Origin of the sequence: Streptomyces sp. NPDC097617 (assembly GCF_044761485.1) — a bacterium.
GTDB lineage: Bacteria > Actinomycetota > Actinomycetes > Streptomycetales > Streptomycetaceae > Streptomyces.
Map to the genome: position 1 here is coordinate 1 of NZ_JBIWCL010000044.1, position 13,198 is coordinate 13,198.

Annotated in this window: 14 protein-coding genes; 7 read left to right on the forward strand and 7 right to left on the reverse strand. The window is 70.4% G+C overall.

Translation table 11 applies throughout. The features are described from left to right. Positions 1–132: 132 nt before the first annotated feature. Positions 133–1,125, reverse strand: coding sequence for an AMP-binding protein (locus tag ACIQZO_RS38795; protein WP_403635906.1), 993 nt, complete (start codon positions 1,123–1,125; stop codon positions 133–135). Positions 1,126–1,476: 351 nt separating this feature from the next. Here ACIQZO_RS38795 and ACIQZO_RS38800 point away from each other — a divergent pair, with 351 nt between their 5' ends. The 4 genes from ACIQZO_RS38800 to ACIQZO_RS38815 all read left to right on the forward strand — a co-directional run bounded on the left by ACIQZO_RS38800 (position 1,477) and on the right by ACIQZO_RS38815 (position 4,642). Further along, positions 1,477–2,304: an NmrA family NAD(P)-binding protein gene (locus tag ACIQZO_RS38800; RefSeq protein ID WP_403635908.1), complete on the forward strand. Its 828-nt coding sequence runs from the start codon at positions 1,477–1,479 to the stop codon at positions 2,302–2,304. A gap of 103 nt (positions 2,305–2,407) precedes the next feature. After that, complete coding sequence (locus tag ACIQZO_RS38805; RefSeq protein WP_403635910.1) at positions 2,408–3,043, forward strand: hemerythrin domain-containing protein; 636 nt, start codon at positions 2,408–2,410, stop codon at positions 3,041–3,043. Continuing rightward, a complete protein-coding gene (locus ACIQZO_RS38810) occupies positions 3,040–3,534 on the forward strand; it encodes a DUF1772 domain-containing protein (RefSeq protein ID WP_403635912.1) in 495 nt (164 codons plus the stop codon). Before ACIQZO_RS38805 ends, ACIQZO_RS38810 begins: the two co-directional genes overlap by 4 nt. A gap of 109 nt (positions 3,535–3,643) precedes the next feature. Further along, a complete protein-coding gene (locus tag ACIQZO_RS38815) occupies positions 3,644–4,642 on the forward strand; it encodes an AraC family transcriptional regulator (RefSeq protein ID WP_403635914.1) in 999 nt (332 codons plus the stop codon). 36 nt (positions 4,643–4,678) lie between these two features. Here the strand turns inward: ACIQZO_RS38815 and ACIQZO_RS38820 are convergent, their stop codons facing one another. From ACIQZO_RS38820 to ACIQZO_RS38845, 6 genes are all read right to left on the reverse strand, one after another. After that, complete coding sequence (locus tag ACIQZO_RS38820; protein ID WP_403635916.1) at positions 4,679–5,341, reverse strand: 4'-phosphopantetheinyl transferase; 663 nt, start codon at positions 5,339–5,341, stop codon at positions 4,679–4,681. Next, positions 5,338–6,174, reverse strand: a complete 837-nt coding sequence (locus tag ACIQZO_RS38825; RefSeq protein WP_403635918.1) for an alpha/beta fold hydrolase — start codon at positions 6,172–6,174, stop codon at positions 5,338–5,340. Before ACIQZO_RS38825 ends, ACIQZO_RS38820 begins: the two co-directional genes overlap by 4 nt. Next, the gene (locus ACIQZO_RS38830) at positions 6,171–6,644 is read right to left on the reverse strand and encodes an SRPBCC family protein (RefSeq protein ID WP_403635920.1); all 474 of its coding nucleotides are present in this window, start codon (positions 6,642–6,644) and stop codon (positions 6,171–6,173) included. The genes ACIQZO_RS38825 and ACIQZO_RS38830 overlap by 4 nt, the downstream gene beginning before the upstream one ends. 103 nt (positions 6,645–6,747) lie before the next feature. Beyond that, entirely contained in the window at positions 6,748–8,274 is a 1,527-nt protein-coding gene (locus ACIQZO_RS38835; RefSeq protein ID WP_403635922.1) for an FAD-binding protein, read from the reverse strand. Between the two features lie 13 nt (positions 8,275–8,287). Further along, positions 8,288–9,850, reverse strand: a complete 1,563-nt coding sequence (locus ACIQZO_RS38840; protein WP_403635924.1) for a flavin-containing monooxygenase — start codon at positions 9,848–9,850, stop codon at positions 8,288–8,290. A gap of 10 nt (positions 9,851–9,860) precedes the next feature. Beyond that, entirely contained in the window at positions 9,861–10,757 is an 897-nt protein-coding gene (locus ACIQZO_RS38845) for a class I SAM-dependent methyltransferase (protein WP_403635926.1), read from the reverse strand. Between the two features lie 205 nt (positions 10,758–10,962). Here ACIQZO_RS38845 and ACIQZO_RS38850 point away from each other — a divergent pair, with 205 nt between their 5' ends. From ACIQZO_RS38850 to ACIQZO_RS38860, 3 genes are read left to right on the forward strand one after another with little or no spacing between them, the layout of a single operon-like run. After that, positions 10,963–11,217 carry a hypothetical protein gene (locus tag ACIQZO_RS38850; RefSeq protein ID WP_030390264.1) on the forward strand — a complete coding sequence of 85 codons (255 nt, stop codon included), beginning with the start codon at positions 10,963–10,965 and terminating at the stop codon, positions 11,215–11,217. Between the two features lie 11 nt (positions 11,218–11,228). Beyond that, positions 11,229–12,215 carry a 3-oxoacyl-ACP synthase III family protein gene (locus ACIQZO_RS38855; RefSeq protein WP_403635928.1) on the forward strand — a complete coding sequence of 329 codons (987 nt, stop codon included), beginning with the start codon at positions 11,229–11,231 and terminating at the stop codon, positions 12,213–12,215. Then, positions 12,212–12,964 (forward strand): SDR family NAD(P)-dependent oxidoreductase, encoded by a 753-nt coding sequence (locus tag ACIQZO_RS38860; protein WP_403635930.1) that lies wholly within the window; start codon positions 12,212–12,214, stop codon positions 12,962–12,964. The genes ACIQZO_RS38855 and ACIQZO_RS38860 overlap by 4 nt, the downstream gene beginning before the upstream one ends. Positions 12,965–13,198 lie beyond the last annotated feature (234 nt).

The window sequence follows — 13,198 nt, forward strand, 5'->3', positions numbered from 1 at the left end:
AAACGCTCGGCTGGAGAACCCCAGCCGAGCGCCTGCGTGATCTACTGACAACCACGTAAGCCATCAGGTGTTGCGAGGACCCCTAGAAACCGCCCATACCGTCCGGGGCCCTTCGGGCCGTACCCGCACACCTCACAGCACCGTCGGCGACCCCGTCACGTCCCAGGTCAGCGCCTGCGGGGCGATCCCGGCGGCCCGCCAGGCGGCCAGCACCGCACCGTCCACCGGCCCGTCCGACAGCAGCACGTGCCGCAGCGCCGGCAGCCCCGAACCGCGGGCCGCCGCATTCAGCCGCGCGAACCCGGACGGCAGCTGCGTCACCACCGTCACCCCCTCCCGCGCCAGCAGCCGCACCAGGGCCCGCGCGTCGCGCGCGGTGTCCCCGTCCACGACCACCGCACGGCCGCCCGACAGCAGCGGACCCCACATCTCCCGCATGCCCAGATCCAGGCCCAGCGGGTGCAGGTGCGTCCACACGTCGTCCAGGCCCGCCCCCAGCATCGGCACACAACTGTCCACCCACGCCAGCACATCCGCGTGGGACACCGCCCGCACCGCCACCGCCCGCCCCGGATCACCGCCCGCCGGCAGCGCCATGAACGCCGTCCCCGGCGCCACCTCGCGGCGCACCGCCACCGGCGGCCGCACCGCGATGACGAACCCGCCCGTCTTGACCACCGGGATCTCCCCGCGCAGCAGCCCGCAGTCCGAGAGGACGATCTCCGCGCCGCCGTCGCGCATCAAGAACTCCTGCAGACCCGCACTGTGCCCGGGCTCCAGAGGCAGCACCGCCGCCCCCGCCCGCAGCACACCCACCACGGCGCCCGCCGTCATGCACGAGCGCCCGGCCCGCACGGCCACGGCCGAGCCGGGACCCGCACGCCCCGACAGCCGCCGCGCGATGTCGTCGGCCAGCCACTCCAGTTCCAGATACGTCGCCCCGGCCAGCGCGTCCCGGACGGCGACACGGCCCGGATGGCGGGCGGCCGAGGCCGCGAAACGGATGTCGAGGCGGTCCCGGCGCGTGGGCCGCCCGCCGGACGGGTCGAGCCCGATCCGTCCGAGCAGGCCCGCCAGGTCGGCGGACAACCGGTCGAGCTCCGGATGATCCGGAGTGGCGTTCATGCGGCCTCCCAGCGCCGGGGTGGTGACTCCGGGGCCGATCGTGCCCGGTACGACATGAGAACCGCTCGACTCCCGTCGCAGACGGCCCGCCCCCGCCCCCCGCCCCCGCACCGCCCCCGCACCGCCCCCGCACCGGACCGCTCGAGACCCGCTCGAGGACGCGTCCACGAAGCGTCCACAACCGCTCGGGACGCCCTGGCCCGCCCCCCGGAGCCATGCCTACGATTCTCGCGCTCACGCCGAAGCCACCAGCTCACCGTCGCACTCCGGGCCACCACCCGTAGACGCACGCATATGGAACTGAGCTTTGTGGCTATGGCCCGTCTCGCGAGACTGGACTTGACTGTACTCATGACTCAGAACGCGCAGAACACGCAGATCACCCTCGTCATCGGCGGTCACGGCAAGACCGGCCGACGCGTCGCCGAGAAGCTCACCGCCCAGGGCCGCCAGGTCCGCATCGGCTCCCGCAGCGGCACACCCGCCTTCGACTGGCACGAGCCCGCCACCTGGGTACCGGCGCTCGAAGGCGTCGACCGGGTTTACGTGACCTACTACCCCGACCTCGCCTTCCCCGGCGCCGCCGAACAGGTCGCCGAATTCTCCAAGGTCGCCGTCGCCCAGGGCGCCCGCCGCCTGGTCCTCCTGTCCGGCCGCGGGGAGGAGGCCGCCGAGGTCAGCGAGAACAACCTCAAGGCCTCCGGCGCCGACTGGACCATCGTCCGCTCCAGCTGGTTCAACCAGAACTTCAACGAGAGCTTCTTCCTGGAGCCCGTCCTGGCCGGCGAGATCGCCCTGCCGACCGGCGACGCCGTCGAAGCCTTCGTCGACGCCGACGACATCGCCGACGTCGTCGTCGCCGCCCTCACCGACGACAAGCACATCGGCAAGACCTACGAACTGTCCGGCCCGCGCCTGCTCAGCTACAGCGACGTCGCCGCCGAACTGTCCACGGCCACCGGCCGCGACATCAAGTACATCTCCGTCACCAACGAGGAGTACCGCGCGGTCCTGCGCGAGAACGGCCTCCCCGAGGAGTTCGCCGACCTCTTCACCATGATCCTCGACGGCCGCAACGCCCACCTGGTGCACGGCGTCGAGGAAGCCCTGGGCCGCAAGCCCAAGGACTTCGCCGACTTCGCCCGCGAGGCCGCCGCCACCGGAGTCTGGAACGTCTGACCCACCACCGGCTGCTCACCACCCGCTCCATCCCTTTCGCTCCTTGACCGGGCGGCGACTCTGGTACGGCCGCCGCCCGGTACTCGGGGCACAGGAGGTTCCCATGCCCACGCCCCGGACGTACTCCAGCGAACACGGACTCCACACCCTCCCCCCGTACTTCCACGGATTCGCCCTCATGCACATCGCCATGCGACGCGACGCAGCCCGCCTGCGCACCGCCGCCCCGGCGTGGAACGGCGCAGGAACCCCCTGGTGGCAGCAGCTGCGCGAAACCATCGAATGGCACCACACCAGCGAGGACGACGTCCTGTGGCCCGGACTGCGCCGCCGCGACGCCGACTTCGACGCCCAGGCCCGCGAACTCCACGAGGACCACGAGGAACTCGACGCCGCCATGAGCGCCGTCGCCACCGCCGTCGCCCACCGCGGCGACGGCCTCGTACGAGCCGCCCAGACCTTCGAAGGCGTCCTGCGCGACCACCTCCGCGACGAGGAACGCATCGTCTTCCCCGTCTTCGAACGCCTCGGCGAACGCGCCTACCTGGCCGAAGAACGCAAAGTCGTCGCCAGCGCACCCCTGCGCGTCATGACCCACCTCCAGCCCTGGATGTTCGACGGCGCCCCACGACAATCGGTCGCCCACGTCGCCGCGACCATCCCACCACCGGTGCGCCTGATCGGCTCCACCCTCCTGCACCGGCGCTACACCCGCACACTGAAGGGGATTCTGAAGTGACCGGCACGACCACGCAATCCGTGACCCTGGTGGCCGCGACGGTGGGCACCGGCCTGATGGCCGGCCTCTACTTCGCCTTCGACATCTCGGTGATGCCCGGCCTCGGACGCGGCGACGACCACACCTACGTCACCGCCATGCGCAACATCAACGACGCCATCGACAACGGCCTGTTCGGCCTCCTCTTCCTCGGCGCCTTCCTCGCCACCGGCGTCGCCGCAGCACAACAGCAGCGCGGCGGCCGCCCCGACGCCGCCCGCTGGGGCTGGATCGCCTTCGCCCTCTACGGACTGTCGCTGGCCGTCACCGCCATCGTCAACATCCCCCTCAACAACCAGCTCGCACGCGCCGGCGCCGACGCCGCAGCCGCCCGCTCCCGCTTCGGCGGCCGCTGGACCTCCGGCAACCTCGTCCGCACCCTCGCCTGCACAGCCGCCCTCGCCGCCCTGGGCCGCGCACTGACCCTGCACGGCCGCGCCTCGGCCACCTGACCCCTCCACCACCGCCACCCCACCCCCCACCCCGCGAACGGCGCCCGCTCTCTTTCCGTCCCCCGCGGGAGAGCGGGCGCTTCGCCACGCCGTCCGAGAGGATGAGGACATGGACACGCTCACCGGACTGCTCGAAGGCCCCAAAGCCCGCGGAGCCTTCCTCCTCAAATCCGTCTTCAACCCGCCCTGGTCCCTGCGCGTCGAGGACCGGGCCCCCCTCTCCGTCGTCACCATGGTCCACGGCAACGCCTGGCTGCTCCCCGACCGGGCCACCCCCGTCCTGATCCGCCCCGGAGACGTCGCCGTCGTACGCGGCCCCGACCCCTACACCGTCGCCGACACCCCCGACACCCCCGTCCAGATCACCGTCGGCCCCGAACAGCGCTGCAGCACCCAGGAGGGCGAGGACGTCACCGACACCATGGCCCTGGGCGTCCGCACCTGGGGCCAGGCCTTCCAGGACGCCGGCTCCTCGATCATGCTCAGCGGCACCTACCAGGCCCCCAGCGAGATCGGCCGCCGACTGCTGAGCGCCCTGCCCACCATCCTGGTCCGCCCCGCCGAAGCCGCCGACAACACCCTGGTCACCCTGCTCACCACAGAAATCTCCAAGGACGAACCCGGCCAGGAAATCGTCCTGGACCGCCTCCTGGACCTCCTGCTCATCGGCGTCCTGCGCACCTGGCTCGCCGCCCCCGGCAGCGGCGCCCCCGCCTGGTACCGCGCGCAGAGCGACCCCGTCGTCGGCCCCGCCCTGCGCCTCCTGCACGAAAACCCCTTCCACGGCTGGACCGTGGAGGAACTCGCCGTGAAAGTCGGCGTCTCCCGGGCCTCCCTGGCCCGCCGCTTCACCGACGTCGTCGGCGAACCCCCCGTCGCCTACCTCACCGGCTGGCGCCTGGCCCTCGCCGCCGACCTGCTGCGCGAACCGGACGCCACCGTCACGGGCGTCGCCCGACGCGTCGGCTACAGCTCCGCCTTCGCCCTGTCCACCGCCTTCAAAAGAGTCCGCGGCATCAGCCCCCAGGAATTCCGCAACGGCGCCGGCCAGGCCAGCGCACCCCAGCCCGCCCACCCCTCCCGCACCGTCGTACTCGACACCCCCTGAACCCGCACCACTTACCCACCACGCGGGCCGGACGGCCTACACCCCCGCGAAAGCCCGCGCCCCGCGCACCACCGCCGTCAGCACCAGACCCCGCCCCGCCAGCCAGCGGCCCTCGTACACCGGGTCCACCGGCGAAGCCACCGGCGGCCGCAGCGTCGCCGTGAACGTCCCCGCGGGGGAGAGGACCAACGTGGCGTCACGAAACCCCAACCAGATCCCGGTCGCCGGATACCACGCCTTGTACGCCGCCTCCTTCGCGGAGAACAGCACCCGCTCCCACGGCACCGAGGCATCGGCGGCCGCCAACTCGGCCAGATCCGCGCGCTCCCGCGCACAGGTGATCAGCCCCAGCACCCCCGACGGGAGCGGACCGGCCGGCTCCGCATCGATGCCCAGAGCCGCCACCATCCCGGCCGCCGCCACCACCGCCCCCCGATACCCCTCGCAGTGCGTGATGCTGCCCACCACACCCGAAGGCCACTGCGGGGCCCCGCCCGGCCCCGGCAGCAGCGCCACAGGCCGCCGCCCCAGATCCGCCAGAGCACGCCGCGCACACGCACGCGCCGTCGCGAACTGACGGCGCCGCCGCTCCCGGCGGCCGGCCATCAACGCCGCCTCGGCCGGAAAAAGCGGAGCGGGCGCCGCGTCGTCGAAAGCTTCCGAAGACGTGACGCCCGAAGGCAGGAGTTCCTCGATCATCGCGAGGCGAGCTCCATCGCCGCCGACACCGCCAGCAGCGGACGCTCCAGCGGCAGCATGTGCCCCGCACCGGGAACCGACTCGAAACGAGCGCCGGGAATCACCTCCGCGAGGGTCCGCGCCAACTCGATGTCGATCACCTTGTCGGCCTCCCCGTGCAGGACCACCGCCGCCACCGAGACACCCTTCAGCGCCTCACGGACGTCCCAGCCCCGCGTGCAGCGGAAGAACTCCGCCCGCACCCGGGGAACCGCCCCCGCGAACAGCTGCCGGTTCACATCCCGCACCACCGGATCCACCTGCGCGCCCATGGTGGAACCCAGCAGCTTGCGGCCCAGCCACGGCCGGCGCAGCGCCGCGGAGAAGACGGCACTGCCCATCATCTTCACCTCGCTGTCCGCAGTGTCCTGACCGTGCCCCGCCGTACCCAGCAGCACCAGCCCGCGCAGCCGGCCCGCCGACGGCGAGGTCGCCGCGTACGACAGCGCCGCGAACCCGCCGCCCGAATGCCCGACGAGCACCGCCTCGCGCGCGTCCGTCTCACCCAGCACCGCCGACAGGTCCGCCGCCAGCCGCTCCACCGAGACCGGCGTGCGGCCCAGCGTGGACGCCCCGTGACCGCGCTGGTCGTAGGACACCACCCGGTGCCCCGCCCGGATCAGCCGGTCCGCGACCGTGCCCCACACCCGCCGGGTGTGCGCCCAGCCGTGCACCAGCACCACGTCGGCGGCCACCGGCGTGCCCGCCAGCGGAGCCAGCACGGTGACCTCCAGGTCCGCCCCGTCGTCCGTACGGACCGTCAACTCACGCGAGACCCGCGCCGCCAGGCTCACCGCGCCACCGCCGACAGCTGCCGGTCCAGCGACTCGAACGCGGCCAGCGTGGCCCTGGAATGCTCCGCACCCAGGTCCGCGACCTTGGCCAGCACCTTCAGCCAGCCGTGCGGACTGCCGGTGAAATGCATCGAGACCCGGGTACGGCCGTCCGCCAAAGGCTCCACACGGAAACTGCCGGGACCCCGGAAGACCCCCTCCACGTACTCGATGTCCAGCCGGCGCCCCGGCTCCACCGCCACCGTCCGCGAGGTGAAGCGCAGCTTCAACCCGCCCTTGTCCGCGCCCTTGGTGTGCACCGTCACGCCCACCAAGGCGCCGACCTCGTCCGGAGCGCCGGAGAGCGCGGTGAACGTATTGGCCGGCACCCACCACTTCCGGGCCCCGCGGAACTCCGCGACGAGCGCGTCCCAGACGGCATCCGCCGGGGCGTCGATCACCGCCTCGTCGATCAGGTCGTACGTCGTCATGCCGAAGCCTCCACTGGATACGGGAAAACAAGGAAGCGGCGGGGGCGGGTTCCCTCTCCCCGCCCCCGCCGCCGGGACTTCACGACCGGTCGGACTCCCGCTGTCAGGCGAAGAAGCCCTGACCGGGGGTGAAGATGTTGCCGGGGTCGAACTTCTTCTTCGCGTTCACGAAACCGGCCCAGCGGTTACCGAAGTGCTTCTTCCAGTCGGCACCCGACATCGGGATCGAACCCACCAGGTACCGCTTCGCCCCCAGACCCACCGCGATGTCGTACAGACGCCGGTTCTGGTCGATCATGGCCTGGATACCGGGCTCACCCGGGTTCGGGAAGCGCAGCAGGTCGAACAGGTAGACCACCGACTCGTTGGGCATCATCGCCAGCGGACGCTTGATCTTCGAGGTGAAGAACGGGTAGAAGAGCAGGAACCCGCCACCGAGCGAGTTCGCGTCCAGCTCCTGCTCCACCCGCTTCATGAACTGCTTGGTCTTCGACGCCGGCAGGAACATGCTCAGCCACGGCTTGGGCGTGTACCAGTGACCGCCCTCCTTCAGGACCGCCTCGTACGCGTCGAGCCGGAACATGTAGTCCCGGAACGCCACATCCTCGATGACCGCGTCCGCCCGCACGTCCTGCAGCCCGCACAGCAGCGCCGCACGGTCCGGCGGCGTGGTGGTGTAGGTGGCGCCGACCTCCAGCTTGTAGCGCCAGCCGCTGCCGTCCGGCTTCTGCAGCATCTCGCCCGCGTGGACCTGGAACCGGCCGTCGGCCAGCACCTTCTCCGAGTCCACCAGGTAGGTCTCGACATTGGCGTAGAACAGGCTGAAGATGACCGACCGCGTCGGCGCCGGGATCAGCTTGACCTTGACCCGGACGATGATGCCGACCTGCCCGCCGCCCGACAGCGCCGCGTTGAACAGCTCCGTGCGCTGCGTCGCCGTCGCGGTGACCAGCTTGCCGTCACCGGTGATGATGTCGATGGACTGCACGGTGTCGCACAGCAGACCGTAACGCTGCACCGTGCCGCCGATACCACCGATGCTGATCGTGCCGCCGACGGAGATGTACAGGTAGTCCGGAAGCGCCGGCGGGGTCTTGCCCGTCCTCAGCGTCGCGTCCGTCAGCTGACCCCAGGTCACACCGGCCTCGACCACCGCGTGGTCGCCGCCGATCGACAGGATCTTCGACATCCCCTTCGCGTCGATGGAGATACCGCCCGGCACACGCGCCTGCCCGTACACCGAGTGCGACTCGATGTCGGCGCCGGTACCGCCCTGGCCGTTGACGGCCACCTTGATGTTGTTGGCCCGCGCATAATTGACGATCTTGACGATGTCGTCCACGCCGCCCGGCCGCAGTACGGCCCACGGCTTGCTCGCGGCGCCGTCGAAGAGGTGACCGAAGTCGTTGGCGAACGCGTCGACCACGCCCGGCGTCGTCTCCAGGGTCCCGACCAGCCCCGGCACCGGGACGACATCGGAATTCCCGGCGGCCTCGGCGGCCGTCGCCCAGGTCTGTGACACCGCGTTCCAGCCGACGACCGCGACGGCAGTGGTCGCGATCCCGCCCAGGACACGGCGGCGGGACGGCTCGGCGGCGGTGCCCGCGGCGGTTCTGTGGGTGCTGCTCATCTTCGTACGTCTCCTACTGGTGAGGTACCGGCGTGGTCTTGCGTACCTGGGAAGCGAGCTGGTACTCGCTCAGGTCGAGCCGCTTGGTGCCCCGGCGGAAGCGCCAGGTGTACGTCGGGAAGATCGAGGTGTTGCGGCCGTTCGCGTCGAGGTACCAGCTCCTGCAACCGCCCGACATCCAGACCGTGCCCTCCAAATGCTTGTCGAGCCTGTCGTTGTAGGCGTCCTGCGCCGCCTGACGGACCTCGATACTGGCCAGGCCCCGCCTCTCGACCTGCTTGAGGGAGTCCACGACGTACTGGACCTGCGCCTCGATCATCACCGTCTGCGAGGAGTGACCCAGCGCCGTGTTCGGACCCAGCAGCATGAACAGGTTCGGGAAGCCGGCGACGGTCGTCCCACGGTGCGCGGACATCCCGTCCTTCCACACCTCACGCAGCTGCGCCCCGCCCCGGCCCCAGATCCGGCGCGCCACCGGACGGTCGGTGGCCTGGAAACCGGTGCCCAGGATGATGGTGTCGACCTCACGCTCGACCCCGTCCGCCCCCACGATCGACTTGGCCCGGACCTCGGCGATCCCGTCCGTGACGATCTCCACATTGGGCTGCTGGATCGCCGGGTACCAGGTGTTGGAGAACAGCAGCCGCTTGCACGCCACCAGGTAGTCGGGCGTCAGCCGCTTGCGCAGCGCCTCGTCCTTCACCGACTTCTCGAGGTGGTCGCTGGCCATCTTCTGGACCTTCTCGGCGAGCTTGGGCCGCTTCCAGAAGAACGCCAGGATCTCCCGGCCCCACATGTTGAAGCCCCGCCGGAACTGCTGATAGCCCGGCAGCGAACGCAGCATCGCCGTGTGCCGCGCCGAGTTGACCTTGTCCGGCTTGGGGCCGATCCACGCCGGGGTGCGCTGGTAGAGGTCCAGGTGCCCGACCTCCGGCTGGATCGCCGGCACGAACTGGATCGCGGAGGCACCGGTGCCGATGACCGCGACACGCCGGCCGGCCAGCTCGTGGTCGTGGTCCCAGCTCGAGGAGTGGAAGACCTTCCCCTCGAACTCCGCCAGCCCCTTGATGTCCGGCACGGCCGCCTCACTGAGGTAGCCGGTACCGGTCACCAGGAACTGCGCGGTGTACTGCCCCTGCGAGGTCTCGATCCTCCAGTGCCGCTCGCCCTCGTCCCAGCGGGCGGCCTCCAGCTCGTGCCCGAACCGGATGTGCGGACGCACACCGAAACGGTCGGCCGTGTCCCGCAGGTACGCGTACAGCTCGTCCCGCGAGGCGAACGTCGACTTCCAGTTCGGATTCCGGGCGAAGGAGAACGAGTAGAGGTGGGACATGACGTCGCACGCACAACCCGGATAGCTGTTGTCGCGCCAGGTGCCGCCGACCTCGTCGGCCCGCTCGAACACCAGGAAGTCGTCGATGCCCGACTGCAGCAGCCGGATGGCGGTACCCAGGCCCGAGAAGCCGGTGCCGATGACCGCGACCCGCAGGTGCCGGGTCGGGCCGCCGCCACCGGGACGCTCCTCGGCACCCGTACGTGTCCCGCCGTCCTTGGCCGGTTCGAGAATGCTCGTCACGTCAACCTCCTTAACGGCGCGTGATGGTGACGCGGAAGTTGTTGAAGAACTTGTCCTCGAGCGTGTACGCGAAGATGTCCAGGTAGCGCTCGAAGCGCGAGACGACCTCCTCGCCCTCCATGGCCACGGCCTCGTCCCGGCGCTCGGCCAGCAGGACCAGCCAGGCACGGCAGGCCATCGCGAACGACTCGCGCTCGTTGACGACCTCGTCGATCTCGAAGAGACCCTCCGCGGCGGCGCTCAGCTCGCTCAGGTGCGGAATGTGGCAGCCCTCGAACTCCGAGCGCTGCAGGAACTTCAGGTCGTCCAGGAGCGCCCGGTTCATCGGCAGCGCCTCGGCCGTCATGGTGTGCAGCACGAACTTCGCACCCGGGTTCAGGGCGTTCGCGACCTGCTGGAAGAAGTACCGGTAGCGCTTGGTGCGCTCCTTGGGCGGCAGGTTGGAGGAGACGAAGTGCTCCAAGGCGTTGATGCAGAACGCGGCGTCGTACTTCTCGCTGTCGTCGGCGACCTTGTAGTCGGCCCAGCTCTGCACCAGCGTGGTGATCCGCGGGTTGTTCAGGCCGGCGATGAACGCCTCCTGCGTACGCGACAGGGTCAGGCCCACGGCCTGCTCCGCACCGTGCACGGTGGTCAGACGGTTGAGCATGGTGCCCCAGCCGCAGCCGATGTCCAGGACGCGCCCGGTCCGGCCGGCGGCCACGTTCGCCAGCTCGGCGAACTTGTCGAGCTTGCGCTCCTGGGCCTCGTCGAGAGTGGCGACCAGGTCCTCGCCGTCCTCCCAGTAGCCGCCGGAGTACATCATCGTGGGGCCCAGCAGCAGCCGGTAGAAATCGTTGCTGACCTCGTAGTGGTGCCTGATCGCATCGACCTCGGGGTCCACCGACTTGGGGGCGACCGTTGTCATCCTGATCCTCTTTCCTGCGTGTTCGGCGGGCCTTGTTTTCCGAATTCGCGTCGAGAAAACCGGATGCCCCGCAAGGCGTGCGCAAGACGCTCCGCGAATCCGGCCCGCCACCGTGTTGCGTCTTCCTTGCGGGGGCAGGGATTTCATCACTCTCGAAAACCAGACACGCACTGCCGAGTTGCATTGCCGAGAGAGGACCGACCCCATGTCGCTGCCCACCATCGAAGAACTGGCGAGCCAGCTCGAGGCCGTCTCGGGTGCCGCGGAGGTCAGCCCCGACGCCCCGCTCCAGCACATCGCGGACGTCGACTCGCTGGACCTGATGGAGTGGCTGTACGGCTTCCAGAACCAGTACCCGCACATTCCGGCCGACGAGTCGCTCTTCGCCGACCTCGACGACACGACCACCTTGCGTGACGTGTACGCGAAGATCGTCGATCTCGTCCCGGCTCAGGCGTAGCGAGGGGTGACGTGACCGGCTTCGACATCACCGGGTGGGGCATGTCCGTACCCGAACGCATCGTCACCAGTGCCGAACTCGCCGAACGATTCGGCGTGGACGAGCACTGGGTCGTCAGCCGCTGCGGCATCCGTGAGCGGCGGGCGGTCAACCCGGGGCAGACCACCGCCTCCCTGGCCGTCGAGGCCGGCCGGCGCGCGCTGGAGAAGGCAGGCCTGACCGGCGCCGACATCGCCCACCTCATCGTGGCCACCGCCACGCCCGAGCAGCCGTCCCCGGCGACCTCCGCGTTCGTCCACCACGAACTGGACATCGCCGGCAGCGCGCACGACGTCAACTCCGAGTGCGCCGGCTTCGTCTACGGGCTCGTGTCCGCCATGGCCCTGATCGCCATCGACCCCCGGCCGATCCTCCTGATCGGCTCCGACACCCACACCCTGACGGCCAACCCGGCCGACCGGGACCTGTCCATCCTCGTCGGCGACGGCGCGGGCGCCATCGTCCTGCAGCCGGGCCCGGAGAACCGCGTCAAGGCGTGGAACCTGGGCGCCGACGGGGCCTGCACCGGCTCGCTCAAGGTCCTCGCCGGCGGCAGCCGCATGCCCACCACCCAGGAGACCCTGGACGCGGGCCTGCACTACGCGCAGATCAACGGCAACGAGATCTACCTCAACGCCGTCCGCTACACCGTCCGCACGGTGCGCGAGACACTGGAGAGCGCCAAGGTGGACGCCGCGGACATCGACCACGTCGTACCGCACCAGGCCAACATCCGGATCATCAACTCGATCCTCTCGCACACCGGCCTGCGCCAGGAGGCCCTGATCACCAACCTCCAGAAATACGGCAACACCGCCTCGGCCTCGATCCCGATCGCCCTGACCGAGGCCCTGGAAGAGGGCCGGATCAAGACCGGGGACAAGGTCCTGCTGGCCGGCTTCGGAGCCGGAATGACCTGGGGTTCGATCCTGATGGAATGGGGCGGTGTCGCGGCATGAGCAAGAACGGTGCGGGCGTACGGCCCGAATCCCCGGTCGCTCTCGTGACCGGTGCCTCGGGCGGCCTCGGCCAGGCCCTGGCGCTGGAACTGGACGCACTGGGCTGCCGGGTCGCCGTCCACTACAACAGCTCCCTGCAGGGGGCCGAGGCCGTCCGGGAGAAACTGACCAACCCCTCGGTCCTGGTCACCGGTGACGTCGGCTCGTGGGAGGCCACCCAGGCCATCCACGCGCAGATCGCGGCCGAACTCGGCCCGGTGGACGTACTCGTCAACAACGGGGCCATCCGCAAGGACAGCCTCATGGCGATGCAGAACCCGGCCGACTGGGCCCAGGTCATCCAGACCAACCTGATCGGCTCCTTCCACACCGCCCGCGTCTCGGTGCCGCACATGCTGCGCCAGCGCTGGGGCCGGGTGATCAACATCGTGTCACCGTCGGGCATCATCGCGACGGCCGGCCAGACCGCCTATTCGGCCTCCAAGGCCGGACTGATCGGCTTCACCCGCACCCTCGCCTCGGAGTGCGGACGCCGCGGGGTGACGGTGAACGCGCTGTCCCCCGGATTCATGATCACCGGCATGACCAACACCCTGCCCGACCGGGTCATCGAGGGCATGGAGGACAAGGCCCCCATCCCGCGGTTCGTCACCGTCGAGGAAGTCGCCCGCAGCGTCGGCCTCTTCCTCGACCAGGACTGCATGACGGGCCAGGTCATCAGCATCGACAGCGGCGTGTCCATCACCTGATCCCCCCGCCGCTCGCCCCCCGGCCCCGGCCTCCTCCACCCCCCACAGGAGGCCGGGGCCGCCCGGCGTCCCCCACAACCGGCCCCCGCCCACCCCCGACACACAAGACCCACCGGCATACGGGGACACCGGCATACGGGGACACCGGCATACGGGGACACCGGCATACGGGGCGTCCGGGCATACGGGCGTACGCGGGCACACGCAGCCGCCGCCGCGCACCAGCGCGGCGGC

What these genes read in the sequence shown, in the direction of transcription:
- ACIQZO_RS38830 (WP_403635920.1), bottom strand. Translation starts at nt 6,644, where the DNA reads ATGACGACGTACGACCTGATCGACGAGGCGGTGATCGACGCCCCGGCG.
- ACIQZO_RS38800 (WP_403635908.1), top strand. Translation starts at nt 1,477, where the DNA reads ATGACTCAGAACGCGCAGAACACGCAGATCACCCTCGTCATCGGCGGT.
- ACIQZO_RS38860 (WP_403635930.1), top strand. Translation starts at nt 12,212, where the DNA reads ATGAGCAAGAACGGTGCGGGCGTACGGCCCGAATCCCCGGTCGCTCTC.
- ACIQZO_RS38815 (WP_403635914.1), top strand. Translation starts at nt 3,644, where the DNA reads ATGGACACGCTCACCGGACTGCTCGAAGGCCCCAAAGCCCGCGGAGCC.
- ACIQZO_RS38820 (WP_403635916.1), bottom strand. Translation starts at nt 5,341, where the DNA reads ATGATCGAGGAACTCCTGCCTTCGGGCGTCACGTCTTCGGAAGCTTTC.
- ACIQZO_RS38850 (WP_030390264.1), top strand. Translation starts at nt 10,963, where the DNA reads ATGTCGCTGCCCACCATCGAAGAACTGGCGAGCCAGCTCGAGGCCGTC.
- ACIQZO_RS38795 (WP_403635906.1), bottom strand. Translation starts at nt 1,125, where the DNA reads ATGAACGCCACTCCGGATCATCCGGAGCTCGACCGGTTGTCCGCCGAC.
- ACIQZO_RS38845 (WP_403635926.1), bottom strand. Translation starts at nt 10,757, where the DNA reads ATGACAACGGTCGCCCCCAAGTCGGTGGACCCCGAGGTCGATGCGATC.
- ACIQZO_RS38835 (WP_403635922.1), bottom strand. Translation starts at nt 8,274, where the DNA reads ATGAGCAGCACCCACAGAACCGCCGCGGGCACCGCCGCCGAGCCGTCC.
- ACIQZO_RS38805 (WP_403635910.1), top strand. Translation starts at nt 2,408, where the DNA reads ATGCCCACGCCCCGGACGTACTCCAGCGAACACGGACTCCACACCCTC.